This window comes from Plesiocystis pacifica SIR-1 (assembly GCF_000170895.1).
Taxonomy (GTDB): domain Bacteria; phylum Myxococcota_A; class Polyangia; order Nannocystales; family Nannocystaceae; genus Plesiocystis; species Plesiocystis pacifica.
This window is the reverse complement of the sequence record NZ_ABCS01000006.1, coordinates 15534-41195: the sequence shown is the minus strand read 5'-3', so window position 1 is coordinate 41195 and position 25662 is coordinate 15534. Positions and strand designations below refer to the sequence as shown.

The 25662-nt window shown below is 71.1% G+C and carries 24 protein-coding genes and 1 pseudogene; 13 read left to right on the top strand and 12 right to left on the bottom strand.

The genetic code is table 11. From position 1 onward, the window contains the following. Positions 1-13: 13 nt before the first annotated feature. The 3 genes from PPSIR1_RS41805 to PPSIR1_RS04470 all read left to right on the top strand — a co-directional run bounded on the left by PPSIR1_RS41805 (position 14) and on the right by PPSIR1_RS04470 (position 2722). Positions 14-553, top strand: a complete 540-nt coding sequence (locus tag PPSIR1_RS41805) for an RNA polymerase sigma factor (protein ID WP_006969800.1) — start codon at positions 14-16, stop codon at positions 551-553. Beyond that, positions 550-1377 (top strand): tetratricopeptide repeat protein, encoded by an 828-nt coding sequence (locus PPSIR1_RS04475; RefSeq protein ID WP_006969799.1) that lies wholly within the window; start codon positions 550-552, stop codon positions 1375-1377. Before PPSIR1_RS41805 ends, PPSIR1_RS04475 begins: the two co-directional genes overlap by 4 nt. Positions 1378-1651: 274 nt before the next feature. Then, a complete protein-coding gene (locus tag PPSIR1_RS04470) occupies positions 1652-2722 on the top strand; it encodes a hypothetical protein (protein WP_006969798.1) in 1071 nt (356 codons plus the stop codon). Here PPSIR1_RS04470 and PPSIR1_RS04465 read toward each other — a convergent pair. The 3 genes and pseudogenes from PPSIR1_RS04465 to PPSIR1_RS51100 form a co-directional block, all read right to left on the bottom strand. Next, on the bottom strand, positions 2694-4016 hold the full coding sequence (locus PPSIR1_RS04465; RefSeq protein ID WP_006969797.1) for an NAD-binding protein: 1323 nt from the start codon (positions 4014-4016) through the stop codon (positions 2694-2696). The genes PPSIR1_RS04470 and PPSIR1_RS04465 overlap by 29 nt on opposite strands. 38 nt (positions 4017-4054) lie before the next feature. Beyond that, positions 4055-4444, bottom strand: a pseudogene (locus PPSIR1_RS51105) (peroxiredoxin family protein); the annotation flags it as partial. A 12-nt stretch (positions 4445-4456) separates the two neighbouring features. Continuing rightward, positions 4457-4777, bottom strand: coding sequence for a redoxin domain-containing protein (locus PPSIR1_RS51100; protein WP_198154455.1), 321 nt, complete (start codon positions 4775-4777; stop codon positions 4457-4459). An 88-nt stretch (positions 4778-4865) separates the two neighbouring features. Here PPSIR1_RS51100 and PPSIR1_RS49095 point away from each other — a divergent pair, with 88 nt between their 5' ends. Further along, positions 4866-6122 (top strand): myxococcus cysteine-rich repeat containing protein, encoded by a 1257-nt coding sequence (locus tag PPSIR1_RS49095; RefSeq protein ID WP_198154454.1) that lies wholly within the window; start codon positions 4866-4868, stop codon positions 6120-6122. Between the two features lie 18 nt (positions 6123-6140). Here the strand turns inward: PPSIR1_RS49095 and PPSIR1_RS04450 are convergent, their stop codons facing one another. Together PPSIR1_RS04450 and PPSIR1_RS04445 are read right to left on the bottom strand one after the other, a co-directional pair. Continuing rightward, positions 6141-6812, bottom strand: coding sequence for a hypothetical protein (locus tag PPSIR1_RS04450; RefSeq protein WP_006969793.1), 672 nt, complete (start codon positions 6810-6812; stop codon positions 6141-6143). Between the two features lie 18 nt (positions 6813-6830). Next, on the bottom strand, positions 6831-7736 hold the full coding sequence (locus tag PPSIR1_RS04445; protein ID WP_006969792.1) for an AraC family transcriptional regulator: 906 nt from the start codon (positions 7734-7736) through the stop codon (positions 6831-6833). Positions 7737-7854: 118 nt separating this feature from the next. Here PPSIR1_RS04445 and PPSIR1_RS04440 point away from each other — a divergent pair, with 118 nt between their 5' ends. Next, positions 7855-8808 carry an SDR family oxidoreductase gene (locus PPSIR1_RS04440; protein ID WP_006969791.1) on the top strand — a complete coding sequence of 318 codons (954 nt, stop codon included), beginning with the start codon at positions 7855-7857 and terminating at the stop codon, positions 8806-8808. 11 nt (positions 8809-8819) lie between these two features. Here PPSIR1_RS04440 and PPSIR1_RS04435 read toward each other — a convergent pair whose 3' ends face one another. The 3 genes from PPSIR1_RS04435 to PPSIR1_RS04425 all read right to left on the bottom strand — a co-directional run bounded on the left by PPSIR1_RS04435 (position 8820) and on the right by PPSIR1_RS04425 (position 11433). Next, positions 8820-9308 carry an aminoacyl-tRNA deacylase gene (locus PPSIR1_RS04435; protein ID WP_006969790.1) on the bottom strand — a complete coding sequence of 163 codons (489 nt, stop codon included), beginning with the start codon at positions 9306-9308 and terminating at the stop codon, positions 8820-8822. After that, complete coding sequence (locus tag PPSIR1_RS04430) at positions 9308-10105, bottom strand: crotonase/enoyl-CoA hydratase family protein (RefSeq protein WP_006969789.1); 798 nt, start codon at positions 10103-10105, stop codon at positions 9308-9310. The genes PPSIR1_RS04435 and PPSIR1_RS04430 overlap by 1 nt, the downstream gene beginning before the upstream one ends. 65 nt (positions 10106-10170) lie before the next feature. Next, positions 10171-11433, bottom strand: coding sequence for a YncE family protein (locus PPSIR1_RS04425; protein WP_157595187.1), 1263 nt, complete (start codon positions 11431-11433; stop codon positions 10171-10173). A gap of 30 nt (positions 11434-11463) precedes the next feature. Between PPSIR1_RS04425 and PPSIR1_RS41785 the strand changes: the two genes are divergently transcribed. Next, entirely contained in the window at positions 11464-13128 is a 1665-nt protein-coding gene (locus PPSIR1_RS41785; RefSeq protein ID WP_006969787.1) for an NAD-dependent epimerase/dehydratase family protein, read from the top strand. A gap of 33 nt (positions 13129-13161) precedes the next feature. Continuing rightward, the gene (locus PPSIR1_RS04415) at positions 13162-14244 is read left to right on the top strand and encodes a Rieske 2Fe-2S domain-containing protein (RefSeq protein ID WP_006969786.1); all 1083 of its coding nucleotides are present in this window, start codon (positions 13162-13164) and stop codon (positions 14242-14244) included. A 117-nt stretch (positions 14245-14361) separates the two neighbouring features. Here PPSIR1_RS04415 and PPSIR1_RS04410 read toward each other — a convergent pair whose 3' ends face one another. Further along, positions 14362-14817 (bottom strand): hypothetical protein, encoded by a 456-nt coding sequence (locus PPSIR1_RS04410; protein ID WP_006969785.1) that lies wholly within the window; start codon positions 14815-14817, stop codon positions 14362-14364. A 241-nt stretch (positions 14818-15058) separates the two neighbouring features. Between PPSIR1_RS04410 and PPSIR1_RS04405 the strand changes: the two genes are divergently transcribed. From PPSIR1_RS04405 to PPSIR1_RS04395, 3 genes are all read left to right on the top strand, one after another. After that, on the top strand, positions 15059-15298 hold the full coding sequence (locus PPSIR1_RS04405; protein ID WP_157595186.1) for a hypothetical protein: 240 nt from the start codon (positions 15059-15061) through the stop codon (positions 15296-15298). 109 nt (positions 15299-15407) lie between these two features. Beyond that, positions 15408-17579 carry a hypothetical protein gene (locus PPSIR1_RS04400; RefSeq protein ID WP_006969783.1) on the top strand — a complete coding sequence of 724 codons (2172 nt, stop codon included), beginning with the start codon at positions 15408-15410 and terminating at the stop codon, positions 17577-17579. Positions 17580-17593: 14 nt separating this feature from the next. Next, positions 17594-19066, top strand: a complete 1473-nt coding sequence (locus PPSIR1_RS04395) for a multicopper oxidase family protein (RefSeq protein WP_157595185.1) — start codon at positions 17594-17596, stop codon at positions 19064-19066. Positions 19067-19073: 7 nt separating this feature from the next. On the opposite strand, the gene PPSIR1_RS04390 is transcribed toward PPSIR1_RS04395, so the two are convergent. The 3 genes from PPSIR1_RS04390 to PPSIR1_RS04380 all read right to left on the bottom strand — a co-directional run bounded on the left by PPSIR1_RS04390 (position 19074) and on the right by PPSIR1_RS04380 (position 22153). Continuing rightward, positions 19074-20075 carry a DUF4215 domain-containing protein gene (locus PPSIR1_RS04390; protein WP_006969781.1) on the bottom strand — a complete coding sequence of 334 codons (1002 nt, stop codon included), beginning with the start codon at positions 20073-20075 and terminating at the stop codon, positions 19074-19076. Positions 20076-20102: 27 nt separating this feature from the next. Further along, entirely contained in the window at positions 20103-21233 is a 1131-nt protein-coding gene (locus tag PPSIR1_RS04385; protein WP_006969780.1) for a hypothetical protein, read from the bottom strand. 101 nt (positions 21234-21334) lie between these two features. Next, complete coding sequence (locus tag PPSIR1_RS04380) at positions 21335-22153, bottom strand: SseB family protein (RefSeq protein WP_157595184.1); 819 nt, start codon at positions 22151-22153, stop codon at positions 21335-21337. A gap of 403 nt (positions 22154-22556) precedes the next feature. Between PPSIR1_RS04380 and PPSIR1_RS04375 the strand changes: the two genes are divergently transcribed. The 3 genes from PPSIR1_RS04375 (at position 22557) to PPSIR1_RS04365 (ending at position 25654) form a co-directional block, all read left to right on the top strand. Then, the gene (locus PPSIR1_RS04375; protein WP_157595183.1) at positions 22557-23123 is read left to right on the top strand and encodes a Pvc16 family protein; all 567 of its coding nucleotides are present in this window, start codon (positions 22557-22559) and stop codon (positions 23121-23123) included. Continuing rightward, positions 23120-23953: a hypothetical protein gene (locus PPSIR1_RS04370; protein ID WP_006969777.1), complete on the top strand. Its 834-nt coding sequence runs from the start codon at positions 23120-23122 to the stop codon at positions 23951-23953. Before PPSIR1_RS04375 ends, PPSIR1_RS04370 begins: the two co-directional genes overlap by 4 nt. Before the next feature lie 75 nt (positions 23954-24028). Continuing rightward, positions 24029-25654 carry a phage tail sheath family protein gene (locus tag PPSIR1_RS04365; protein ID WP_006969776.1) on the top strand — a complete coding sequence of 542 codons (1626 nt, stop codon included), beginning with the start codon at positions 24029-24031 and terminating at the stop codon, positions 25652-25654. Positions 25655-25662 lie beyond the last annotated feature (8 nt).

Below are 25662 nucleotides of genomic sequence, written 5' to 3'. Positions count from 1 at the left end.
CACCTGGCCGGTGATGGGAGCGCGCGCGAGCGAGGGCGATGAGATCGCGGACGTCCGCGGGGCCGTCACGGGTGACGCCGCGGCCATGCGCAGGGTGCTGCGCCGCCTCGGCCCCCACGTGCTCAGGACCTGCCGGCGGATCCTCGGTCCCGGACCCGACGCCGAAGACGTCGCCCAGGAGGCCTTCATCCAGATCGTGCGCGACTTGCCCGAGCTGCGCGCTCCCGAGGCGGTGGTCGCGTGGGCGAACCGCGTGACGGCCCGGCTCGCCGTGCGCGCGCGGGTCGCTCGAAGCAAGCGGCGCCCGCTCGCGCTCGAGCGCGAGGTCGCCTCGGGCGTCGGCGACCCGAGCACGAAGGCCTACGTCGAGGAGGTGCTCGATCGGCTCGGGGAGCTCCCGGCCGAACAGAGCGAGGTGCTGGTGCTGCGCTCGATCCTCGGGCACAGCGTCGAGGAGGTCGCCGAGGCCACGGGGGCGCGGGCGAACACGGTCCGCAGCCGCCTGCGGATCGCGCGTGAGAAGCTCATGGCGGCGGTGGAGGAGCGACGATGAGCGAGCACGAGCGCTTGGATGAGCTGTTCGCCGAGCACGCGTGGGACGACGCCCCGCGGCCGGGCGATGACGATCGCGTCGAGGCGATGATCGAAGCTGCGATGCCGGCGGCCGCCGTCGTCGGTGGTGCGAGCGCTGCCGCCGTGGGGTCCAAAGTGGGCGTCGGTAAGGCCGGGCTGCTGGCTGTGCTCGCTACGATCCTCGTCGGGGGTGGCGTCGTCGCGCTGCTCTCGTCGCAGCGCAGCCCGGGGCCGACGGTCGCGCCCGCCGTGGAGAGCACGACTGCGGTGGACCCGGCCCCGGCTGACCCGCCCACGTCGTCGCGCTCGACGACGCTGGCGGCCATCCAGCCTGAACCGGAGCCGGAGCCCGAGTTGGAGCCCGAGCTGGAGCTCGAACCCCAACCGGAGCCGGAGGCTCGCCCGAAGCCGCCCCGTCCTCCGAGCGATCCGGCCGAGCTGCTCGAGGCTGCGAACGTCGCGCGCCGAGCCGGCGAGTACCCGCGCGCGCGCTCGCTCTACCGCCAGCTGCGTCGAGAGCATCGCGGCACGCGCGAGGAGCTCGCGGCGCGGGTCAGCCTCGGCAAGCTGGAGCTCGATCACCTCGGCCACCCCGAGCGCGCGCTCGATTGCTTCGACGACTACCTCGCCGACCGGCCAGAGGGGACGCTCGCGGAGGCGGCCCTGGCCGGTCGAGCGCGGGCCCTCGGCGCGCTCGGGCGTAGCGAACAAGAGCGCGCGGCCTGGACGAAGCTGCTGGTCGCGTTCCCGGACACGATGCACCGGAGTCGAGCGCAGCGCCGCTTGAGCGAACTTCAGCCCTGAGTCGTGGACGTGGGGCAGGGAGGGCGTGGCGTCGTCCACGACGGCTAAAATGGACAGGGACTGTGAAAACTTCACAGTCCCTGAGTCGCGGACGTGGGGCAGGGAGGCGTGGCGTCGTCCACGACGGCTAAAATGGACAGGGACTGTGAAAACTTCACAGTCCCTGAGTCGCGGACGTGGGGCAGGGAGGCGTGGCGTCGTCCACGACGGCTAAAATAGACAGAGGGGCGGACAGGACTTGTTCTGGCCGACCCTCTGAGTTGTATCGTGGGCCATGCCGCTCCCGCTGCTGCTCGCCGCGCTCGTGGCCCTCGGGCCCAGCGCGGAGCCGCCGAGCGAGCAGGTCCGAGTCGTGCTGTCTTCCGAAGCCGCGCCGATGCGGCCGACCCTCGAGGGCTTGCTCGGGGGCTTCGAGGTCGAGCTCGCGTGGGAGGAGGCGGAGCGGCTCGACCCGCGGCTTCGCCTCGATCGAGAGCTCGACGCGATCGAGCTGTGGATCGAGACCGAGGCCGGCTCGACCTTGGTCTACGTCGTCGACGGCCGCCACGGTCGCGTGCTGCTGCGCCACCTCGACACGCCCGAGGGCCTCTCCGCGGTCGAGCGCGAGGAGATCGGGCAGCTCGTCGAGAGCAGCGTCGAGGCGCTCTTGGCCGGTGCCGAGATCGGGATGACGCGCGAGCAGCTCGAGTCCGAGCTGGAGCCGGAGCCTGAAGCCGAGCCCGAGCCCGAAGCCGAGCTGGCGCCGGCCCCAGCCCCCGAAGTCCCCCGCCGACGGGCGTGGACCCTCGACACCGCCGCGCTGGGTCGTGGGTACGGCCTCGGCGAGGGGGCGATGCACTTCAACCTCGGTCTGTGGTTCGCGGCGACCCGGGACCTCGGGCCGCGGCTGGGGCTGGGCCTCGGGGTCGAGGCGGCCGCGCTCCTCCCCCACACCTTGCCGGCTCCGCCGCAGTCGACGCTCGCGGTGGAGTTCGTCGGGGCCCAGGCCACGACGCTCGCGCGGCTGCGCGTCGATGTGGCGAAGGCCGCGACTGCGGCGAAGGTCTACCTCCCGATCGAGCTCGGCGCGGGCCTCGAGCTGCGCCACACGACGATCACCGCCCTCGCGCCCCAGGCCGATCCCGGCGATCCGCGGGTCGAGCTCGAGCCCAGCCTCGCGCTGCGAGCGGGCGTGGGCGGGCGGATCGGCCCGCGCGACGCCCTCGCGTTCGAGCTCAAAGCCTCCCTCGACCTCGGCCTGCGACCGCTGCGCTACGTCGCCACGGACGACACGGTGCTGTTCGAGCCCTGGACCGCGCGCCCGGGCTTCGTGCTCGTCATCGGCTGGTCTCGCCAGGCGCGCTGACGCGCTGGCCAGAGCTCTCGAGGCTGAACCAGCGATCGGGCATGCCCTCGCCGACGAGGTGCGCGAGGGTGAAGGGGTGCAGGCCGACCTCCGCGGACACGCGCTCGGCGAACAGCGAGGGGCCGAAGCTGCGGACCACGATGTGCGCCCCGGGGTAGCGCTTGACCAGGTCGAGGGCGGCGTGGAGGTTGCCCCCGTCGTCCCCGGTGCCGACGACGATGGTCGGGGCCCCGGACTCGCGGCTCACGGCGGCGTCGACGGCCGTCCACACCGCGGGGTGGCCGAGGTGGCCGTCGATCACCTCGCGGTCGTAGGCGGGGTCGAAGCCGACGGTGGCCCCGAAGGTGTCGGCGTGCACGGTGGCCTCGAGGTCGACGATCACGACCACGCCGAACTTGCCCAGGGCGTGGGTCTGGAGCTGGTGGAGCACGGTCTGGCCGAAGCGCCCGAAGCCCACGAGGATGACCTGATCGAGGTGCTCGGTGGCGTCGAAGCGGGCCAGGAGGTGCTCTTGGACCAGGTGGATGGCCGCGGCCTCGAGCTTGTTGAAGGTCTCGTAGCCGGCGGCGTGCTCGGCCTCGGGGATGGCGTGGAGGAAGCCCAGGTCGGACACGTGGGCGACGACCTTGCCGCGCAGCTCGGGCAGGGAGGACACGATCTTGGCGGCGGCGTCGAGGTTGACGAAGTCGCGGCCGGTCAACAGCATGACCCGGCGGGCGCGGGCCAGGTGCAGGGCGCCGAGGATCTCGTCGCTGCCGATGTCGCCGATCACCGGGAGCGCGCGGTAGCTCTCGACGAGCTCGCTCAGCCGCGGGTTGGTGGGGTCGCGCTCGACCACGACGATGGGCACCCGCGGGTTGCGGGCCCGGAGCCGGCGGACGTAGAGCAGGCCCAGGCGCCCGGCCCCGACCACGATCACGTGGCCTCGGATCCGGCGCAGGCGGAAGGTGACGGGGCTGAGCATGCGCAGGGCGGTCTCGACGAGCACACCGGCGGTGACCACCGGCGCGGCGAAGTAGCTCAGCCACAGGGCCGCGCGCGCGGGCAGGGGGCCGGCGACGGGCGGGCCCAGGTCGATGCCGCCGACCACGAACAGGCTCAGGGCGTAGTAGGCCCGGGTCGCGACCCCGGCGGCGAAGTTCTCGCGGAGGTCGCCCAGCTCGCGCTCGCTGACCTCGGCGCCGCCCATCATCGCCAGCCAGGCGACGAGGAAGACGAGCACCGGGAGGGCCACGCGGGCGAGGACGTTGCGCGGCGGTTCGGGGCCGCGCGTCGCCGACGGGAAGGTCGACATGGGCGCAGCTTACACCGCCGGGGCAGGGGCGGGAGGGCCTACTCTGGGGCTCGCTCTGGGCTGAGATCGCGGCACGGGAGCTCGCCCTTGGGGCAGCTGCCGGGGCAGCACTCGACCGGCGCCCCGTCGAGGGCCAGGAGCAGCTCGGGCGAGCGGGTCCGCCGGCGCGCGATCTTGCGGTAGCGGATGGTCCCGTCGGGGTCGATGATGTAGACCGCGTGCAGGGCGAGCTCGGGCTCGTCGACGTTGCGCAGGCCCCAGGCGTCGATGACCTGCATCTTCGGGTCGCTGAGCAGGGTGAAGTCGGTGAAGCCCTTCTTCTTCGCCCACTGCGCGCTGGTCTGGGGCGGGTCGACGCTCAGGGCGAGGACCCGGGCGCCGCGGGACTGGAAGGCTTCGATGTTGTCGTGCAGCTCACCGAGCTGGGCGTTGCAGGCCGGTCACCAAAAGCCGCGGTAGAACATGAGCACGACGGGCCCCTCGGCGAGGGCGTCGGACAATTTTTGGGTCTCGCCGGTGTGCGCGGTCAGCTCGAAGTCGGGGGCGCGCTGACCCTGGGCGGGGGCCTCGGGGGCCTTGGCGTAGTGGCCGTAGCGGACCTCGCTCAGGGCCAGGAATTCCCCGGGAGCGGGCTGGCTCATCCCGGGCGAGCTCGCGCTCGCGGGGGTGCTCGAGGAGCTCGAGGCGGGCGAGCAGGCGAGGCCGAGGGCGACCGCGAGGGCGCCCGCGCCCAGGACCAGAGGAGGGGCGTGCCGAAGCATGGCACCAGGGTACTCCACGCCCGAGGGGGTGCACGCCGTCGGGACTCGCGACGGCGTCGTCGCGTGGCTGGGGTAGGGTGGGCGGACGATGAGCCGAGTACACGCGTTTTCGATGGTGATGGCTTGGGTCGTGCCGCTGGCGCTCTCGGGCTGCGGCGACAGCTCGGGGGCGGAGGCGGAGGCCGAGACCGGGAGCGAGAGCGAGGCCGCGGACGAGGCGGAGTCGAGCTCGGGGACGGACTCCTCGGGCGAGGCCGGGAGCACGGAGAGCACGGAGAGCTCGGAAGCGACGGAGAGCTCGGAGGACACGGACAGCTCCGAAAGCTCGGACACCACGGAGACCGAGACTGGGGAGGACACCGAGACCACCGACACCACCGGCGATCCAGAGACCTGCGGCAACAGCCAGCTCGAGCGCGGCGAGGCCTGCGACGACGGCAACACCGAGTCCGGCGACGGCTGCAGCTCGAGCTGTCAGACCGAGTGCGGCTACCTCTGCCTCGAGCTCGGCGAGGCCTGCATCTCCGGCTTCAACGCGGTCCAGTGCGCCTCGCCGGGTCCGCCCTTCGGCCAGCCGAGCCCCATCGCCAATACCTGCCAGCTGGCGACCCTGTCCGTCGACGGCAGCCACATCGCGCTCAGCCCCGAGCTCACCCTCGACGGCGCGCCGCAGCACCTCGACGCCATGTACACCGGGCCCAGCAACGGCGTGTTCGGCTTCGCGGGCGACACCCAAGACATCGACGCGGGCAGCCGGCTGGTCGCGGTCGACACCGAGACGGGCGCGCTCAGCCCCCTCGGCCCGAGCCTCGGGGTGTGGGTCATGGGCGCGGCGATGAGCGACCAGGGCGAGCTGTGGGTCACGACCTTCGACACCTACGAGCTCAACGCGACCAGCGAGGTGCACATCGCCCAGGTCGACCCCAGCTCCGGCGAGTTCCTCTCGGGCCCGACGCTGCTGTTCGAGGGCGACGAGCCCGTCGCGGTGTGGTCGATCCACGTCAGCGACGTCGCCTTCCGCTTCGACGGGGCGATGTTCGTCTCGGCCAACGACGCTGGCCCGCCCCCGCCCGAGCCCGTGAGCCGCTACCTCGAGGTCGACCGCGAGACGGCCACGGTGGTCTCGGTCGTCGAGGGGCCCGCGGACATCTACGCCGCGGGCATCGTGTTCGTGGGCGAGGCCGACGAGATCATCGCCATGGACATCCGCGGCGACGACGACATCTTCAGCCTGGATCTGGCCCAGCCGCCGACCCTCGCACAGGCCCTGCTCTACGCGGACCCGATCGAGACCAACAGCGGGACGGCGGACCTGGCCGGCTGCGCCAAGCTCAACCCGCAGTAGCGCGTGGGTCCGGCGGGCTCAGCCGTCCTCGGGCCAGGGGTGCAGCGTCGTCCCCACCCAGCCCACCGGCGGCGCGGGCTGATCCCAGGAGTTGCTGCTGGCGGTGAGCTCGACCCACAGGCAGCCGTCGGGCTCGGCCTCGTGGACCGTGAGGTCGACGGTGCCCTGGATGCTGCCGTGCCACCACTCCCACAGCCCGGGCTCGCTGAGGTAGCCGGCGAAGGGCAGGCCGAGGTGCGTGGCCGGGAGCGCCTCGCTGGCGGGGATGTCGAGGTCGATGTCCCAAAAGTGCTCGGGGCCCTCGTCGATGAGGCGCAGGCGGATCAGGCCCGCGCGCGGATCGAGGAAGGCGCCCGCGCTGTCGACGTCGATGAGCGGCTCGCCCCCGCCGTTGGTCGGTCCATCGTCGCAGCCCAGGGGCGCGGTCGGGAAGGGGTCTGGGGGCTCGGGCTGGCTGTCGTACTTGGTGCCGATGTCGAGCTTGAGGCCCTCGTCTTCGCTGGCGTCGCCCTGCTCGTCGTCCTCGTCGCTCGAGAGCTCGTCGCCCTGCTCAGCGGCGTCGTCATCGTCGGCCGCGTCGTCGGCCTCGTCATCGTGGACCGTGTCCTCGCCGGACACCTGCACCGGGACGGCGCAGGCCATCGAGAGGGCGAGGACGAGGGCGGCCGGGCGAGGGCGGACGCGTACCATCGCCCGAGTGTAGCGCGGCTAGCCGCCCGCAGCTTGGACGTCGAGGGGTGCTGCGCCGGTGGTCTTGGCCCACCGCCGCGGGGAGTCTCCAAAGTGCTTGCGAAACTCGCGGCTGAACTGAGAGGCGCTGGTGTATCCGACGGCGTCGGCGGCTTGGCTGACGGCTTGGCCGCCGACGATCAACATCGCCGCGTGGCTCAGCCGCAGGGCCTTGATGAACTGCAGGGGCGAGAAGCTGGTCGCGGCCCGGAAGCGGCGGTGGAACACGGCCCGGCTCATGCCCGCCCGCTGGGCGAGCTCGTCTACAGACAGAGGATCATGGAGGTGTTCGCGGATGTGGTGGAGCACCCGCGTGATGTCCTGGGCGGCGCCGAAGCTCTGGCGCATGAGCGGGCCGGCCTGGCCCGCGAGGATGGTGAACAGCAGCTCGCGCATGCGGCCCTTGGCCAGCACCCGCAGCGCCACCGGGTTGTCGAGGAGCTCGAGCAGGCGCACGACGGCGTCGAGGAAGGCCGCGTCCGCCTCGACCACGGCCAGGCCCGGGCTGAGCGCTCGCGTCGAGGCGCTGCGGGGGCGGGCGGCGGCCTCGTAGGCGACGAGGGTCTCGGCCATCGCGGGCGTGTCGAGGTCGAGCAACACGCCGAGCACGGGCTCGTCTGGGCTGGCGACGGGCACCTCGGCCTCGACCGGCAAGGGCATGGCGACGCACAGGTAGTGGTCGGCGTCGTAGGTGTACGCGACGCCCCCGAGGTAGGCGCGCTTGCTGCCCTGCGCGACGCAACACATGCTGGCCGGATAGACCGCGGGCAGCCGCTCGACGGGCTGGTTGACTCGAAACAGGGACAGACCCGCGATGGGCGTGGCCGAGAGCCCGTCGGGCCCGGCGTGTCGCTCGACCAGCGCTCGCAGCCTGTCTTGGTCCATGGCTTCAGTCATTACAGGAGTCGTGCTCAACGTAAAGGGCGGCGACACGAATAGGCAAGTATTCGAGAGGAATTCGCCCTGCTTCGGTGCGGTGTTGGAGAGCTATAGACCATTGAGTATGAGCGCGAAACGAGCCAATCCTTTCGGTGCGCAGGGCTGGACGCCCGAGCGCCTGGGCAGCCTCGCAGGCAAGACCTACCTGGTCACGGGCGCCAACGCCGGTGCGGGCTTCGAGGCGACCCGGGTGTTCTTGTCCAAGGGCGCCCGCGTCGTGATGTTGAACCGCAACCCCGCGAAGTCGGCCGCGGCCCTCGAGGCGCTGCGGGCAGAGTTTGGGGCCGAGGCCGAGGTGTCCTTCGTGAAGATGGACCTCGCCGTCCTCGACTCCGTCCGCGAGGCCGCCGCCGAGGTGCTCGAGCAGGTCCCGCGCATCGACGCGCTGATCTGCAACGCCGCCATCGCCCAGGTGGCCAAGCAGCAGATCACCGTGGACGGCTTCGAGAGCCAGATGGGGGTGAACTACTTTGGCCACTTCCTGCTGTGCGGGCTGCTGTTCGAGCGCCTCGAGCAGTCGAAGGGGCGGATCGTCGTCGTCGGCAGCGGCGCCTACAAGATGGGCCTGAAGCGGATCAAGTTCGAGGACCTCAACTTCGACGAGAAGTACACGCCGTGGGACGCCTACGCCCAGAGCAAGCTGGCGCAGATGATGTTTGGCTATGAATTGCAGCGCCGCGTCCAGGCCGCGGGCAAGCACGTGGAGGCGCACGTGTGCCACCCCGGCGCGTCACGGACGAACTTGCTCAAGGACACGGCCAGCCCCTTGCTCAAGGCTGTCTGGGGCGTGCTCTCGAGGGTCATCGCCCAGTCCGCCGAGCGCGGCTCGTGGCCCGAGGTGATGTGCGCCGCGCAGCCGGGGCTGAAGCCCGAGACGCTCTACGGCCCGACCAAGCGGGCCGAGACGGTCGGCCCGGTGGGCGAGTGCGACCTGAACGCGGTCGCGCTGGACCGGGAGATGGCGACCAGGCTGTGGACGCTCTCGGAGCAAAAGACCGGGCTGAGCTGGTCGCTCTAGCCCGGAGCAGGTCAGCGAGCCACGCGGACCGGGCGGGCCTTGGCGAGCTCGCGCAGGACCTTGGGGTCGATCGAGACCAGGAGCCCCCGAGAGCCGCCGTTGATGTAGACCTTGGGCAGCTCGAAGATGCTGGCCTCGGCGTAGACGGGCAGGGCCTTGCGGGTGCCAAAGGGCGAGGTCCCGCCGACGCGGTAGCCCGAGTGCTTCTCGGCCACGGCGGGCTCGCAGGGCTTGGTGCCGCGGACCCGGAGCACGCGGGCGAGCTGCTTGGCCGAGACCTCGCGGTCGCCGTGCATCAGGACCACGAAGGGGTTGCGGCTGTCGTCCTCGAAGATCAAGGTCTTGATCACGGCGTGCTCGTCGACGCCGAGGGCCGCCGAGCTGGCCTGGGTCCCGCCGCGATCGACGTAGTCGTAGTGGTGCACGCCAAATTCGACGCCCTCGTCGCTGAGCAGACGGACCGCCGGGGTGCTGGGCAGGCGATCGGGGCGGCGGCCCATCAGCTGGGATCCTCGAACTCGGGGGCGCGCTTTTGGAAGCCGGCCATGACCGCCTCGAGCTGGTTCTTGCTGCCGAGCAGGGGCAGCTGCAGCTCGGTCTCGAGCAGCAGGGCGTCGGCGTCGGACAGCTCCGGGGCCCGGGCCCACAGCTGCTTGGACGCGCGCACGGCCTCGGGGGAGCGGGCGGCGATGGTCTCGGCGAGCTCGCGCGCGGCCGCCAGGGGGTCGTCGGCCAGGCGGGTGACCAGGCCCAGGCGCTGGCCCTCGACGGCGTCGAACTTGCGGCCGGTGAAGGTCAGCTCCTTGGCGACGTCGAGGGGGACGAGGCGCCCGAGGGTCCGGGTGATGCTCATGTCGGGGATCAGGCCCCAGTGAATCTCGCGGACCGAGAGGGTGCTCTCGGGGTGGGCGATGCGGATGTCCGCGGCCAGGGCGATCTGCAGGCCGCCGCCGATGCAGGTGCCGTGGACCGCGGCGATGACCGGGGCGGGGACCTCGGTCCACACCCAGGCCACGCGCTGGGCGAGGTTGGCGATCTGCGGCTCGGGGCGCGCGAGCAGCTTGTCGCGGACCGCCGCGCCCCCGGCCATGAAGGCCTTGAAGTCGAGGCCGGCGCAGAACGAGGCCCCCTCGCCGCGGAGGATCACCACGCGCACGTCCTTGCGCTCGCGCAGGGCCTCTCCGGCTTCGACGATGGCGTCGAACATCGCCGGGTCGAGGCCGTTGTGTTTCTCCGGCCGGTTGAAGCTGACGGTGGCGACGCCAGCCTCGACTTCGCAAGTCACGCGCTCGGTCATGGGCGGAGCCTAACAGGCTGGTCCGAGCGTGGGGTGCGAAGCGCGGTGGCCCCGCGGCCGAGCGGTCAGGGGCTCGCGCCTTCGAGCGCCAGGTAGGTCGGCCCGGGCTCGTCTTGCCAGGGCAGCACGCGAGCCTCGCCCGCGTCGAAGTCGACGACCGCGAGGGCGTTGGCGCCGGGCAGCGGGACCAGGGCCGTGCGCGACTGCGCGTCCACCGAGACGCCGAGGGGGAAGCCCGACACCGGGATGGTGATGCTCTGGAGCAGGACGCCGTTGTCGATGTGGTAGCGGGACACCTGGACGCCCGCGCCGACGAGGGCGGTGACCACGATCTCATCCTCCGCCAGGCCCTTGGCGCCGGCGTAGGGGATGCCGTCGAGGTCCTCGACCGCGAGGGTGTCGGCGTCGATGGGGTAGCTGACGTCGAGCAGGGTGTAGTTGCCCGAGTCGCCGTTGCCCCCGAAGGAGCGGACGACGACGGCGCGGCGCTCGAAGTCGTCGAGGAAGAAGATCCACGAGGGGTCGCCGGCGAGGTAGAAGGTCGTGTGCAGGCCGCCTTGGGGGTCGTCGAGGAAGGCGACCGCGCCCGCCTGACCCGCGGCGCAGCTGACGATCAGCCGCTGGCCCGTGGCCTCGATGTCGATCTGCTCGGGGCGCTCGGCGGTCTCGTAGGCGGTGACGCTGAAGTCCTGGAGGTCGACGCGGTCGACGCTGAAGCCCGGGACCGACTCGCCGCCAAAGTTGGCCGTCCAGGCCGCGGAGCCGTCGGGCTCGACGGCGATGCCCATGGGCAGCTCGGTGGTCTGGATGTCCGCGAGCACCGTGCCGGTGTCGAGCTCGACGACGAGCAAGCTGCCGGTCTCGGGCACGCTGCCGATCGGCGCGCCGACCAGGGAGCCCACGGGCCCGCCAAAGAAACCGGGCGCGACGGCGACGAGGGCCCGGGTGCCGTCGGGGGTGAGCTCGACCTCGAGGGGGCCGGGCTCGTGGCCCGGGAGCTCGATGGTCTTCCACAGCGCGTCCTCGCGGGTCTGCGCGCCTGCGAGCAGCGCGGCGTGGTCGACGAGGGACAGCCGGTGCGCCCGCCAGTCCGCGGTCACCACCAATCGCTCGGGCCGCTGTTCGCCGACGCCCGTGGTCGAGGTCGTCGCGTCGGTGTCGGTGGTCTCGGTGTCGGTGGTCTCGGTCTCGGTGTCCCCGCTGGACGCCTCGGCCTCGTCCGCGCCCGCGCCCGCGTCTGTGCCCGAGGCGTCCCCGCAGCCTGTCAGGGCGACGAGCAGGGCCATCCCCCACGGCGATGAGCTCGACCTCCCCCCACGACGACGCATGCGGCCAGCTTATCAGCATAGACTCCCCAGGTGCTCACCGTCGCCGTCGCCGGAGGATCGGGCTTCATCGGTCGCCACGTGGTCGACCACCTGCGCGCCCAGGGCTGCCGCGTGGTCGTGCTCGCCCGCGGGCTCCGGGGGCTCGAGGGCGAGGGCGTGGAGCTGCGCCGGGTCGACTTCGCGGGGCCCTGGAGCGAGCAGGGCGCGTCCTTGCTCGCGGGCTGCGACGCCGTGGTCAACCTCGTGGGCATCAAGCGCGCCGGTCGGGGCTCGGGGCTGAGCTTCGAGGCGGCCCACGTCGAGCTCCCCAAGGCCCTCGCCGAGGCCGCGCGAAGGGAGGGCATCGAGCGCTTCGTGCACGTGTCCGTGGCGGGGGCGCGCCGACACCCGCGCTCGACCTACCTGGACACCAAGGCCCGGGGCGAGGCGGCCGTGCGCGAGGGCTTTCCGGCCGCGACGATCCTCCGCCCCGGGGTGGTCTACGGCCGCGGCGACGACATGCTGCGCAACCTCGCCGACAGCGTCCGCGCCGCGCCCGTGTTTCCGGCGCCCCGACGCCCGCGCAGCGCGACAGGCACAGGCACGGGCACGTGGGCCGAGCTGTGCCCCGTCGCCGTCGAGGACGTGGCCGAGGCGGTGTGGCGGGCCGTGGAGGGCAGGGGCCAGGGCCAGGTCCTCGACGTCGTCGGTCCGCGGACCACCTTGCCGCGCCTGGTCGATCGGGTCGCCAGCGCGCCCGCGCTGGGGGTGCGCTGCTGGACCGCGCCGGTCCCCGCGTGGGCGCAGCGCCCCGCGGCGCGGCTGATGGAGGCCCTGTTCGCCGACCCGCTGATCACCCGCTCGCAGCTCGAGCTGCTCAGCGAGGGCATCGCCGGGGATCCCGAGCCCGCGCGGGCGGCCCTGGGCGTCGAGCCCCGCGAGCTCGACGCGGCCGCGGTCGACTCGGCCCTCGAGGGGGTCCGCTGGCGCTTGCCGAGCGTGCGCCTGGTCCCCGACGGCGCGGCCCGGGCCGAGCTCGCCGCGTCCCTCGGCGGCGCGCGCAAGCCCAGCCGCCTCGCCGTGTCGATCTTCGCCCTCGTCGCCGTGCTCACCCTGCTCGCGGGTCCCTGGGCGATCGAGTCGATCTGGCTGCGCATGGCCGCGGCCGAGGTGGCGCTCACGGCTCTGGCGCTCGCGCTCCTGCCGGTGGACTGGCGCGCCTTGCTGAGGCCCACGGTCCCGCGCCTGGCCTGGGGTGTCGGCGCGGGGCTGGTGATGTGGGCGGGCGCGTGGGGGGTCGCGCGGGCTCTCGCCGAGGTCGCCCCGGGGCTGTGGAGCGAGAGCGCGTCGCTCTACGCGTGGACCGGCGAGCTGCCCCTGGCGGCCACCCTGCCCCTGCTCGCGGTGATCGTCGCTGGTGAGGAGGTCGTGTGGCGCGGAGCCCTGGGCCTGGGCCTGATGGCTGCCCTCGAGCCCGATCGTACCGCCGCGCGAACGTGGCTCGCGTGGCTGGCTGCGGGGCTCTCGGCCGCGCTCTTCACCCTCGCCCACCTCACGACCGGGCCGCCCTTGCTCGCGCTCGCGGCCACGCTCGCGGGGTTCGCGTGGACCTGGCTGGCGATCCGCACGCGCAGCTTGTTCGCGCCGCTGATCTGCCACCTGCTGTGGGACGCGACGCTGCTGTGGCTGACGCCGCTCAGCCAAGGCGGCGCTTGAGGCCGCGGGGTGCTTCCCCTAGCATTGTGGCGCATGTCACAGTCGCGCCCGTCCACCGCCGTCCGCCAAGCGACCTACCCCGCCGGTTTCCCCGATGGCTGGTACCGCCTCGCGGCGTCCAAGGATCTCGAGCCCGGCAAGATCGAGTACCGCGAGTGCCTGGGTCGGCAGCTGGTCGTGTACCGCAGCCAGGACGGGCGCTCGGTCCACGCGATGTCGGCCTTTTGCCCGCACCTGGGCGCGAACCTGGCCCACGGCTGCGTCAAGGGCGAGCAGCTCGAGTGCCCCTTCCACCAGTGGCAGCTGCGCCCGGACGGCAAGGTCGGCCACGTGCCCTACACCAACAAGCTGCCGGTGCGGACCCAGCAAGAGACCTGGCCGATCCGCGAGAAGCACGGCCAGGTGTTCATCTACTACCGCGGCGGCGGTCACAAGGCCTGCGCGCTGGACGAGGTGCCCTACGAGATCCCCGACATCCCCGAGGTCGAGGACGGCCGCTTCGTCCACCGCGGGGTCCACGACGCGGGCACGGTGAAGATGCACCTCATCGAGTTCGCCGAGAACTCCGTGGACTTCGCCCACTTCGCGCCCGTCCACGGCGAGATGTTCATCCCGTGGACGGCCATCAAGGTCCCCGGCATCCAGATCGAGCACGTCGCCGACTGGGAGCCCGACCCCGAGCAGCCGCACATCGCCTACTTCAAGAACGACGCGGTGCTGCACATCCTCGGCCGCAAGGTCGACAAGACCAAGGCCAAGGCGATGATCACCTTCATCGGCCCGGGCTCGGTGGTCACCTTCCGGTTCAAGATCCCCGACGTCGGCGAGATCGTCATGTACCAGACCCACCTGCCCCTGAGCGAGATGGAGCAGAAGGTCGACTTCACCTGGTACGCCGACAAGTCCATCCCGCGGATGCTCGTGTCCTACGTCGTCGGCAACTGGGTCTCGCAGTGGGCCAACGACATCGACATCTGGGAGAACAAGGTCTACCTGGACAAGCCCGCGCTGGTGAAGGGCGACGGCCCGGTGCACCGCATGCGCCGCTGGTACCGGCAGTTCTACCCGGAGACCCGCGGGCCGACCGAGGCCGGGGCCGAGTCGGCGGCCGAGTGAGCCGGCCCGGGCTCGACCGGGCGCGACAAAAAAACACGGGCCGCCCATCGTCGATGGGGGCCCGCTGTCGTTGGGACTGGCGACTGGTCTCGAGCGCGTAGGGTCGGTGGAGGGAGGTCAGGCCGTCTGGACCTCGAGCGCCCCGTGGCGGGTCATGAAGTCGAGGATGGCCTGGGTGCCGGAGAACTCCGAGGAGACCTCCATGGTCACGAGCACCTGGCCCTCGTCCATGGCGTTGGCCATGGTGCGGATCTCATCGCGGGACTCCGAGGCCCCGGCGACGGCCCCCGCGGTCACGCCGAAGATCGTGCCGCCGATGCTCATGAACACCCACTCGGTCCAGCCCACGCTGAGCTCGGCGTTGGGGATGAGGATCAGCCCGCCGATGACGGCCCCGGCGATGCCGACCAAGAGCGCGCCGTTGATGGCTCCGCGCAGGGCCGAGGTGCCGCGCATTTGGATGTCCTCGTCGCGGAGACCATCGGTATGCACGAAGGCGCTGAGCTCCCGGGAGCCGAACTCTTGCTCGACTGCGGTGATGGCCTGGTCGGCAGCCTGTTGATCTTCGAACACTCCAAATACGATTTCACTCATTGTTGCGGGACCTCCTGAATGCACTTTGTCGATCGAGGCGCGAGCCCACAAGCGAAGCGAGTGCCGCAGGGGGACAGGTGGACGGTAAAGCGTGCGGTGTGAGCTGGACGGGGACGGTCAGCGCACGGGGGACGGGGTGTCGCGGCTTGGGTGACGATTTGGGTCACTCGAAAGGGACCAAGACTGCGTGTCCGGCAACACATGCATGGTTGGCCATCGAGTGCGCGCAATCCGTGCCGGCGAGGCGACGGAGACGGCGGACACCACGGAGGAGACGGCCGACGAGACCACCGCCGACGAGACCACCACGGAAGAGGGCGTCGAGCCCGAGTGTGGCAACGGCGAGGTCGAGGACGGCGAGGCCTGCGACGACGACGGCTGCAACAACATGTGCATGGCCGGATCCTGCGGCGACGGCATCGTCCAGGAGGGAGGGCGTGGCGTCGTCCACGGCGGCTAAAGTAGACAGAGTGTCGGCCAGAGCTCGTTTTGGCCGAGACTCTGGGAAGGGGCGGAGCCTGCGGGCTTCGCCTTTTTTGTTTCCCGGTTGGCCCTGGTAGAGTTCCGCGATGCGATCGCGGGCGCGCGCGTGGGTCTTGGGCAGCTTGTCGGTGGTGGTGACGGCGGCCTGTGGAGATTCGGGCGGGGAGGAAAGCGAGGCGCCTGCCGAGGACGAGGTCGGCAGCACGGACACGGACACCGAGACCGAGACGGGCACCGAGACCGAGACGGACACCGAGACCGGCACGGACACCGGCGAGGCCTCGCTGCTGCGCACGGTCACGGTCACCCTCGACGGCGAGCCCGTCGAAGGCGCGACGGTGATCCAAGGCGGCACCGGCGAGCCCTACTTCACCGACGCCGCCGGCCAGGTCGTGGTCACCCTCGACGACACCATCCCCGGGGACCTGGCGCTCATGGCCACGCACCCCGAGGCGCGGACCATCGGCCAGTCGGTCTACGTGGATCCAGCCCTGGCCCAGGACGCGCTGCTCTTCGAGCTCACGCGCATCGCCGTCGGCGACAACGAACTCTACCCCTACAGCCCGCCCGGCGTCCCCGGGGACAACGGGACCACGGCGGAGTGCGGCCACTGCCACGTGCGCATGAAGCTCGACTGGTACGACTCGCCCCACCGCCAAAGCGCGAGCAACCCGGCGGTCCAGGACGTCTACGCCGGCGCGGCGGCGGCCCTCGACGACCAGGCGAGCTGCGAGGCGGCGGGCGGGAGCTGGTGGTCGGGGCTGGTCCCGGGGAGCGCCGAGCAGGCGCCGCGCTGCTACCTGGGCGCGGGGGCGCTGCCCGACCTGAACCCCGACTGCGGACAGGACGCGGCCTGCGACACCGTGGCCACGGAGTTTGGCCAGTGCGCCGACTGCCACGCCCCGGCCATCGAGGGGCCCGCAGGCGGCCGCAGCTTGCTCGAGGCCACGGGCACGGCCTACGAGGCGGGGGTCCACTGCGACCTGTGCCACAAGGTCGAGGGCGTCGAGCCTGGGGCCGCTGCGGGGGTCGCGGGCTGGCTGCACCTCAACCGGCCCCTCGAGCGCAGCGACAAGATCGGCCTGGGCGAGTGGGAGGTGCTGACCTTCGGCCCCTACGTGGACGTGCCCAACCCGCGCATGGGCGCCTCGCCGCGGACCCATTTTTTGACCGGAGAGTTCTGCGGCAGCTGCCACCAGCTCGACCAGCAGGCCCTGGTCCCCGGGACCAGCTTGGACCCCGGGCGCTGGCCCGAGGGCACGCTGCCCGTGCACAGCACCTACGAGGAGTGGAAGGCCGGGCCCTTCGGCGACATCGCGCCGTGCTCGAGCTGCCACATGCCGGCGGAGACCGAGTACGCCAACTCGGCCGACCTGACCGCGGACTTCTTCGCCATGCAGGGCGTGGCGCGGGGCTGGGTCCGCCCGCCGGGGGCGACCCGGCGGCACAGCTGGGTGGGCCCGCGGACCCCGAGCTCGGGCATGCTGGAGCTGGCCGCGGCGGTGTTCATCGACGCGAGCGTCGAGGGCGGCGTGCTGACGGCCGAGCTGACCGTGCGCAACGTCGGGGCGGGCCACGCCATCCCCACCGGCGAGCCGCTGCGCTCGATGCTGCTGTTCGTATCGGCGCGCTGCGGCGACGAGGCGCTCGCGGCCGTCGGCGGCGACGTCGTGCCGGACTTCGGCGGCGCGCTCGATCGCCAGCCGAGCCCCGCCGACTGGAGCTCGTGGCCCGGGGCCGAGGTCGGCGACGTGGTCCGGGTCCTCGACGCGCTCGGTTGGGTCGACTACGAGGGCTTCGGCCCCTTCGGGGACGGCAGCTTCGACGCCGCGGCCAAGGGCCTGCCGCGCTACGGCTTCGTCGGCCAGGCCACGGTGGTCGCGGTCAACGGCGACCAGGTCAGCTTTGACCAGCCCCTGCCGGCGGGCGACCTGGCCGTGCGCGGGCGGCCGGCTCCGCTCTCGGGCGGCGACGCGACCGTCCCCGAGGCCGTCGCCGGCGCGCCGGGCTTTGGCTTCGCCCGGGTCCTCGCCGACGCCGAGGGGGCGACCATGGCTCCCCACCACCGCGCCGTCGACGTGCGCTCCGACAACCGCCTGTTGCCGCAGACGGAGTGGACCTCCACGCACCTGTTCGAGAGCGCCTGCGCCGAGCCGGTGGTCGAGGCGACCCTGGTCCACCGGGCCTACCCCGTGGCCCTCGCGACCGAGCGCGGCTGGGACAACCCGCAGCAGGTGATGGTCGAGGTGAGCCTGTGAAGAGGTCGAGCTGCTTGCCGTTGGCGGCGGCGGTCCTGGTGTTCGCCTGCGGGGGCGACGACGCGACGCCCTCGACGGACGAGGTCGGCGAAGCGGCGGAAACGGGGGCGGACGCGGAAACGGAAACGGGCACCGAGTCCGAGACCGACACGGAGCCCGAGCCGGACCTGCCCACGGAGCCCGAGCGCGGCAGCCTGTTCTCGCCCGCCGAGGCCGTCGACCTCGACCCCGCCCCGGACGTCGTCCACGTCGAGCTGACCGCCGCGCCGCACAGCTTCGAGATCGCCGGGGAGATGGTCGATGGCTGGGCCTACAACGGCCAGGTCCCCGGCCCGACCATCCGCATGCGCCGCGGCGACGCCCTCGTCGTCGACTTCCACAATGACCTCGAGGACCCGACCACGGTCCACTGGCACGGCCTCCACGTGCCCTTCGAGATGGACGGGGTGACCTGGCAGGGCGCGCCCGTCGAGCCGGGCGGCGACTTCGTCTACACCTTCACCCTCGATCAGGCGGGGACCTACTGGTACCACCCGCACGTCGACACGGAGCGCCAGGCCGACCTGGGTCTCTACGGCGTGCTGATCGTCGAGGACCCCGACGAGCCCGTGGCCGACCGCGAGCTGGTCGTCGTGTTCGACTCGTGGGGGGAGCACGACGCCGACAGCGAAGCGGGCGGGCACCACGGCCTCGACGGCGCCGACCTGACCTGGACCACCAACGGGCTCATCGACCCGCTGTTCGAGGCCAACGCGGGCGAGTCGATCCGCCTGCGCGCCGTCAACGTGGCCAACGCGGGCTACGTCGATTTGACGTGGACCACCGGAGGCGAGCCGGGCGTGCGCCAGATCGCCTCGGACCAGGGCCTGCTCCCCGAGCTCGTCGAGGCGCCCTCGGTCGTGCTCGCGCCCAGCGACCGGGCGGACTTCGAGTGGCTCGTCGGCCCGGACTTCGCCGGCCTCGAGGTCCTCAACCAGCCCTACTCCCTGCTCGGCGCCCCGAGCCAGGGCGAGCCCCTGCGCCTGTTCGAGGTCGAGCTAGCCGAGGGTGGTACGGGCGAGCCCGCCCCCGGACCGCTGGCCTGGCCCTTCGACGGCCTCGAGCCGACCCCCGACCCCGGCGCCGGCGTCACCGACGTGCTCTACGCCTTCCACGGCGACCCACACACCGGCGACTGGACCATCAACGGCGAGCTCTTCCCCGACATCACCATCGAGAGCCTGAGCCTCGGCGCGTGGTCGGTGGTCGAGCTGCGCAACGTGTCCCAGGCCGCGCACCCCTTCCACCTCCACGGCCACGCCTTCGAGGTGCTCAGCGTCGACGGCGAGCCCCCGCCGTGGCGCATCGTCGAGGACACCTTCGACGTCCCGCCCTACGCGACCGCGCGCCTGGGCCTGCTCCCGGACAACCCCGGGGACTGGATGGCCCACTGCCACATCCTGCCCCACGTCGAGGGCGGGATGATGACCGTGCTGCGCGTCGAGTGAGCGGCGCCTACTCGATGTCGATGGGGTAGCAGCAGCCCGTCGAGCAAAAGAAGCCCTCGGGGCAGTCGGCCGTGTTGATGCACGAGTCGAAGCCCTCGGGGCAGGACGGCTCCTCGCAGTCTTCGTCGAGCTCCGAGGGGTCCTGGCCGAAGCACAGCTCGCACTCTTCGGGCACGCAGGGGTTGGCGCAGTCCTCGTAGAAGGTGCAGTTCTGGCAGCCGTCGAGGTTGTCCAGGGAGCAGTTGGGGCTCGAGTCGAGGTAGATGAACTGCCCGTCGACCTCGCAGCAGCCGAAGCAGTCGCAGCCGTTGGGCACGTTGGGCACGCAAAAGTCGAGGCAGTCTTGCTCGAGCTGAACCATGCACATCGCCGGGTTGAACTCCGGGTCGTACTCGCAGCCGATCTCGGCCCCGGGGTTCTCGGGGTCGCACTTGAGGTTCCACTCGCACTTGTCGTCGCCCGAGCCCGAGTTGCTGTCGAAGTAGCAGTCGGCCTTGCAGTCGTTGTTTTGGCCGGGGAGGTCGGTCTGGAAGCTCGACTCGTTGTCGTCGCAGGGCGAGATGCACTCCGGATCGTCGAGGTCGACCTTGCCGTCGCGGTCGTTGTCGATCTCGTCGCCGCAGGCGTAGACCTGCCCGCCGCACTCGATGGGCCCGGGCGGGAAGGTGCAGTCCGCCTGGCAGCCGTCGTCGTCGACGGTGTTGCCGTCGTCGCACTGCTCGCCCTGCTCGAGGATCCCGTTGCCGCACTCGCTCCCGTTGCCGGTGGTCGAGTCGGTCGTGTTCGCGGTGTCCGTGGTCGAGTCGGTGTCGGTGGTGCTCGCCGTGTCGCTGCTCTCGCCCGAGGAGCCGCTCGAGTCCGTGCCCAAGGTGCTGGCGGTGTCCGTCGCCGCCGTGTCCTCGCCGACCTCGTCGTCGCCCGAGGGGGTCGACGAGGGGCAAGCGGTGAGGCTCAGCCCCAGGCCGAGGCCCAGGGCGATTCCAAAGATGCTCGATTTGGGGCAGGCCATGAGGATGGGACTCACCCTATCCCAATGTCACTGGGGGTCAATGGGGAAACAACAGCCCGCCTGGCAAAATTCTCCCACGGCGCAGTCGGCCTGCTCGAGGCAGGGGGTCACGTCCTCGGGGCAGGTGGGCTGGTCGTTGCACTCCTCGGGCAGGTCCTCGGGGTCCTGGCCAAAGCACAGCTCGCACTCCTCGGGCACGCAGGGGTTGGCGCAGTCCTCGTAGTAGGTGCAGGGCTCGCAGCCGGCGAGGTTGTCGATGGAGCAGCTGGGGCTCGAGTCGAGGTAGACGAACTGCCCGTCGACCTCACAGCAGCCGAAGCAGTCGCAGCCGTTGGGCACCAGGGGTTGGCAGAAGTCGAGGCAGTCCTGGGGCAGCATGGCGTCCGAGCAGTCGAGGTCGGGGTCGTACTCGCAGCCGATCTGCGCCCCGGGGTTCTCGGGGTCGCACTTGAGGTTCCACTCGCACTTGTCGTCGCCGCCGCCGGAGTTGTCGTCGAAGTAGCAGTCGCCCTTGCAGTCGTTGTTTTGGCCGGGGAGGTTGGTCTGGAAGCTGCTCTCGCTGTCGTCGCAGGGCGAGATGCACTCGGGATCGGCCAGGTCGATCTTGCCGTCGAAGTCGTTATCGAGGCCGTCGCCGCACTGGTAGATCTTGTTGCCGCACATGATCACCTCGTCGTCGGGGTTCTCGATCAGGCACAGCGAGGAGCAGCCGTCGCCGTCCTCGGTGTTGCCGTCGTCGCAGCCCTCGTCGGGGCCGACGTTGCCGTCGCCGCAGACGTTGAGGGTGCAGTCGCCGAGGCAGGCGAACTCGGGCCCGTTGTCGGCCCCGTCGTCGCACTCTTCGCCGGCTTCGACGATGCCGTTTCCGCACACGGCCTCTTCGCCGGTGGTGTCGGCGGTCTCGTCAGCGGTGGTGTCGCTCGTCGTGGTGTCCGTCGCGTCGGTGGTGTCCGTCGTGTCGGCGGTGTCCGTCGTGCCCATCGTGGTGTCGCCCGTGCCGGCCTCGGTGCCGCCGTCGTTTGTCGTCGAGCTCCCGGCCTCGTCGGCGTTGGTCTCGCTGCCCTCGCCGCTGCCGCCTCCGCCATCGTCGCCGCGACAGGCCGAGAGGGAGAGCGGGAGACAGGCCAGGGCCAAGACGAGCGCACGGGTCGACTTCATGAGGGAGAGCCTAGCCTCCTTCGGCATCTGGTGCCGTCGGGAAACGGGCTTTGCCTGGCCCAGAAACGCGTTTTTTTGCGTTCTGGGCCACGCAGGCGCGTTCAGTTGCCGTGCTTGCGTCGGAAGGTGTGGACGGCGTTCACGAGCATCTCGACCTCGTGGGCGTAGAGCTCGCCGCCGATGTCCCCACCTGGATTGATCTTGAAGGTCGCCGCGTTGCGCTCTTGCACGAGCTCGAACAGCTCGCTGCCGTGGACCGGTACGTAGTCCCAACCGCGGGGCTGCCAAAGTCGCAGGGAGTCCCAGTCGCTGAAGCCCGCCAGGGTAGGCCGGCCGCTCGGATGGTCCTTCAGGTCGAAGAAGGCGTCGGCTTCGTCGGCGTCGTCCCCGACCTCGGGGTCGAGGGGCACGAGGAAGGTCGCGTTGAGCATCCGCGTGTACATCCCGCGCCGGGTGTCCTCGTCGAAGGCCCGGTCCTTCGCGACTTTGCGCATGGCGTCGACCAGGTCGACGTTCTCGGGGTGCACCCTTTGGTCGCGAACGAGGTTGATGTCGGGCTGCCCGTCGATTCCGTAGACCCGCGTGAAGATGTCGTCGAGCTCCTCGGCGATGCGCTCGACGTTCGAAGGCGCCCGCTCGAGGGCCCGCGTCCAGTTGCGCCGGCTGCTGCCGCGCTTTTTGAAGCCCATGTCACGCAGCAGCTGCCCGCGCTCGGAGCTGAGCTTGAGCTCGGGGGGTAAGGAGGCGCTGGTGATCGCCTCCTGAACGACCCGCCCATCGTGGCGGGCGACGGTCAGCACGTAGACGGGGCCGTGCGAGATGACGAGCCTGGTCTCGCGACTGTCCGCTTGGACGGTTTCACGCAGCGCCGCGAGAAAGCGTGCACGCCGGGGTGGGGAAGCTGTCTCGGACTCGGACACGAGCAGCGAGGGTAGCAGTCTTGACATGGGTCTCACCCGAGTGGCCGTTCACGGCGCGTCTACGGCACCGCAGGGAGGTGTTGCCTGACCGTGATGATCCGATGGCCGAGTTTGGCCACCCGGTGGTGGCGAAGCGACCAACCAAGATTTCGCACCGCTTTTACGCGCGGGGTGAATGAAATCGGCGAAGGTCGTGACCCCGTTACTCGAACCGAATTCTCACCGAAGCCGACGGGGAGGTGTGATGCCCATCCGCGCCTCGCCGATGGTGAGCCAGCCCTCGATGTCGAGTGTGCTTTTGCCTGGACATGGCAACACCTGCTCCAACACAATGCCCCACGTTGACGATCGATTGCGGTCGTCAAAGGTGGCGACTGCATGAGGCGACTCCATGATCGGTGAGGTGCTCAGCTTCCTCCGCCGGCAGCTCGACAGCGAGCTGAAGGCCGGCAGTGAGGACGAGGCCGCCAGCGACAAGGTCGTGTTCGTCGACGGCGACAAGATGGACCCCCTGCAGTTCAAGCTGGGGGCCGTCACCTTGATGTTGATCAACGTGGAGGAGGAGCGGGTGCTCCGGCCGGCGGACCGCTACGCCCGGCGCAACCCCGACGGCACGGTGTCGCGCTCCTTCCCCGACATCCGCCTGAGCCTCAACCTCTTCTTCGTCGCGCGCTTCAAGCTCTACGACGAGGCCTGGCAGCAGCTGTCACAGGTCATCGGGCACTACCAGTCCAAGCCGGTCTACGACCGGACCAACACGCCCGGGCTGCCCGCGGGCGTCGAGAAGCTGATCTTCGAGCTGCGCACGCTCAACTTCGCCGAGCAAAACGAGATCTGGAACGCGCTTCGCATCTGCCACCACCCCTCGGTGCTGTACCGGACCAACCTGATCGTGGTCGAGGACAAGGCCGTGGCCACGCCCGGCGTCGAGGCCGGTGAGGCGCAGCGCAAGATCGGGGGCAGCGCATGAGCGGCGGCACGCACCGGCGGCTGTGCGCCATCGAGCTCAGCCACGGCTACGTCCTCGACGGGCTGTGCTCGAGCTTCGTGCTCACGCCCACCGAGGACACGGCGCGCCGGCTCGCGGGTCACCGCATGTTGCTGCGCCGCCGCGCGGGGGCCGTCGACGTGCTCGTCGAGGTCCACGAGCAAGACGGCAGCGAAGTACCGCTGATCCACATCCGCCCCGATACGCAGCTCGACTTCGTGCTCGCGCCGGCCGACGCAGACTGGATCCGCTACACCGACGCCTCGGCGTTCACGGCCCTCGAGCGCCCGACCCTGCGGCCGGGCGAGGAGGCGGGGGCGCTCGAGCTGGCCGAAGGGGCCGCGGACGCGGAGGCCCTGCCCCGCGGCGCCCTGGCCCGCGTCGAGATCACTGGCCTGGACGACGGCTGGGTGGCCGCGCCGCCGACCTACACGGTCGCGCTGGCGGCCGCCCGGGCGCGCTGGATCTTCTATTATCTCGGCGAGGGCGTGTCGGCCTCCGAGGCCCCCTCGATCGTCGACTCCGATCCGGCGCGGGCAGACGCGCCCATCGAGTTCGCCGTCGAGGACGCCACCGGCGAGGGCGACCGCGTCGCGGCGGACCTGGCCGCGCGCTTCCCCGACCGCCCGCGCTTTCGCCTGGTGTCCAGCGAGGACCTGGCCTGCGTCGACACCCCGCGGCGCCACCTGTCCCTGCGCCGGGGCGACGACGTGCTCGTCGAAGAGCTCCCCAACCCTTCCCTCACAGACCAGTCCACCGTACTCATCGGTGGGCAGGTCCATGAAACCCTGTATCGAGTGCTCAACTCGTAGGCGCTCGAAGTCCCAAGACCGACAACCGCAACTGCGCACAGCAATTCGACCGCGCACTCGAGAGGCAGCGACGCCATGCCGTACAAGACACCCGGTGTTTACGTAGAAGAGATCTCGACCTTTCCGCCCTCCGTCGCCGAGGTCGCTACCGCGATCCCGGCCTTCATCGGCTACACGGCCAACAGCAACGGCAGCGTGGAGGTCGCCCAGATCAGCACGCTGCTCGAGTTCGAGAGCCGCTTTGGTGGCGCGAAGGCGGCCACCTTCACGGCCGCGACGAGCGACGGAGCCCTGGCCGGCATCAGCCGCGAAGGCGACGACGGGAGCAACCCCGTGCACTTCCTGCACGAGGCCCTGAAGCTCTACTTCAAGAACGGCGGCGGCCGCTGCTACATCATCTCCGTCGGCAGCCACCGCGACGCGCCCAGCATCGACGGCTTCAGCGCGGGCCTGACCGAGCTCGAGCGCCACGACGAGCCCACGCTCATCGTGTTCCCCGAGGCCGTCAGCCTCGACGCGGCCGACTACCACAGCCTGTGCCAGGACGCCCTGGCCCAGTGCAACAAGCTCCAGGACCGCTTTTGCATCTTCGACGTGCCCGGCGGCGACGTGGACAGCTTCCGCGGCGGCGTGGGCACCAACTACCTCGCCTACGGCGCGGCCTACCACCCCTACCTCCAGACCTCGCTGAGCTACAGCTACGACGCCAGCTCGGTCACCGTCGAGGGCGTCGGCGAGGCGGCCCGGACCGCCGACTTCGGCGGCTTCGTGGTCCGCTACTCGGGCGACGCCGCGTCCCCGGCCGCCGACACCAACAAGGGCAGCGCCGAGGACTCCGTCAGCTTCGCGCGCGACGGCGACACCCTCAAGATCGGCAACGTGGACGGCAAGGACGGCTCCGTCGTCGCCGACGCCTTCTCGGCCTGGGCGGCGGACAACGCCGCGGACGCGGCGGGCTTCTCCGTCAGCGCCGCCTCCGACCCGGCCGCCGAGATCCCCGTGACCTCGAGCAACGTGGCCCTGACCGCCGACGGCGACGGGACCGCGACCATGGCCTCGATCCAGCAGACCAACACGGCGCTGTGGAACGACATCAAAAAGGCGATCGGCAACCAGCGCGTGATCATGCCGCCGAGCGCCGCGATCGCGGGCACCTACGCCTCCGTCGACCGTGACCGCGGCGTGTGGAAGGCCCCCGCCAACGTCAGCCTGTCCTCGGTCATCGGGCCGACCCAGCGCATCACCGCCGAGGAGCAGGAGGGGCTCAACGTCGACGCCACCTCCGGCAAGTCGATCAACGCGATCCGCTCGTTCACCGGCAAGGGCACCCTGGTCTGGGGCGCCCGCACCCTGCTCGGCAACGACAACGAGTGGCGCTACGTCCCCGTGCGCCGCCTGTTCATCATGATCGAGGAGTCGGCGCGCAAGTCCACGGCCTTCGCCGTGTTCGAGCCCAACGACGCCACGACCTGGCTCAAGGTCAAGGGCATGCTCGAGAGCTACCTCTACGGCCTGTGGGAGCGCGGCGCGCTCCAGGGCTCGACCCCCGAGGCGGCCTACTTCGTCAACGTCGGCCTGGGCAACACGATGACCTCCCAGGACGTGCTCGAGGGTCGCATGATCGTCGAGATCGGCATCGCCGCCGTCCGTCCCGCGGAGTTCATCGTGCTCCGCTTCTCCCACAAGCTGGCCGAGGCCTGAGCCTGGCA

What these genes read in the sequence shown, in the direction of transcription:
- PPSIR1_RS04450 (WP_006969793.1), bottom strand. Translation starts at nt 6,812, where the DNA reads ATGGTACGCGTCCGCCCTCGCCCGGCCGCCCTCGTCCTCGCCCTCTCG.
- PPSIR1_RS04385 (WP_006969780.1), bottom strand. Translation starts at nt 21,233, where the DNA reads ATGAAGTCGACCCGTGCGCTCGTCTTGGCCCTGGCCTGTCTCCCGCTC.
- PPSIR1_RS04390 (WP_006969781.1), bottom strand. Translation starts at nt 20,075, where the DNA reads ATGGCCTGCCCCAAATCGAGCATCTTTGGAATCGCCCTGGGCCTCGGC.
- PPSIR1_RS04465 (WP_006969797.1), bottom strand. Translation starts at nt 4,016, where the DNA reads ATGTCGACCTTCCCGTCGGCGACGCGCGGCCCCGAACCGCCGCGCAAC.
- PPSIR1_RS04400 (WP_006969783.1), top strand. Translation starts at nt 15,408, where the DNA reads ATGCGATCGCGGGCGCGCGCGTGGGTCTTGGGCAGCTTGTCGGTGGTG.
- PPSIR1_RS51100 (WP_198154455.1), bottom strand. Translation starts at nt 4,777, where the DNA reads ATGCTTCGGCACGCCCCTCCTCTGGTCCTGGGCGCGGGCGCCCTCGCG.
- PPSIR1_RS04440 (WP_006969791.1), top strand. Translation starts at nt 7,855, where the DNA reads ATGAGCGCGAAACGAGCCAATCCTTTCGGTGCGCAGGGCTGGACGCCC.
- PPSIR1_RS04370 (WP_006969777.1), top strand. Translation starts at nt 23,120, where the DNA reads ATGAGCGGCGGCACGCACCGGCGGCTGTGCGCCATCGAGCTCAGCCAC.
- PPSIR1_RS04475 (WP_006969799.1), top strand. Translation starts at nt 550, where the DNA reads ATGAGCGAGCACGAGCGCTTGGATGAGCTGTTCGCCGAGCACGCGTGG.
- PPSIR1_RS49095 (WP_198154454.1), top strand. Translation starts at nt 4,866, where the DNA reads ATGAGCCGAGTACACGCGTTTTCGATGGTGATGGCTTGGGTCGTGCCG.
- PPSIR1_RS04435 (WP_006969790.1), bottom strand. Translation starts at nt 9,308, where the DNA reads ATGGGCCGCCGCCCCGATCGCCTGCCCAGCACCCCGGCGGTCCGTCTG.
- PPSIR1_RS04445 (WP_006969792.1), bottom strand. Translation starts at nt 7,736, where the DNA reads ATGGACCAAGACAGGCTGCGAGCGCTGGTCGAGCGACACGCCGGGCCC.
- PPSIR1_RS41805 (WP_006969800.1), top strand. Translation starts at nt 14, where the DNA reads ATGGGAGCGCGCGCGAGCGAGGGCGATGAGATCGCGGACGTCCGCGGG.
- PPSIR1_RS04425 (WP_157595187.1), bottom strand. Translation starts at nt 11,433, where the DNA reads ATGCGTCGTCGTGGGGGGAGGTCGAGCTCATCGCCGTGGGGGATGGCC.
- PPSIR1_RS04430 (WP_006969789.1), bottom strand. Translation starts at nt 10,105, where the DNA reads ATGACCGAGCGCGTGACTTGCGAAGTCGAGGCTGGCGTCGCCACCGTC.
- PPSIR1_RS04365 (WP_006969776.1), top strand. Translation starts at nt 24,029, where the DNA reads ATGCCGTACAAGACACCCGGTGTTTACGTAGAAGAGATCTCGACCTTT.
- PPSIR1_RS04415 (WP_006969786.1), top strand. Translation starts at nt 13,162, where the DNA reads ATGTCACAGTCGCGCCCGTCCACCGCCGTCCGCCAAGCGACCTACCCC.
- PPSIR1_RS04470 (WP_006969798.1), top strand. Translation starts at nt 1,652, where the DNA reads ATGCCGCTCCCGCTGCTGCTCGCCGCGCTCGTGGCCCTCGGGCCCAGC.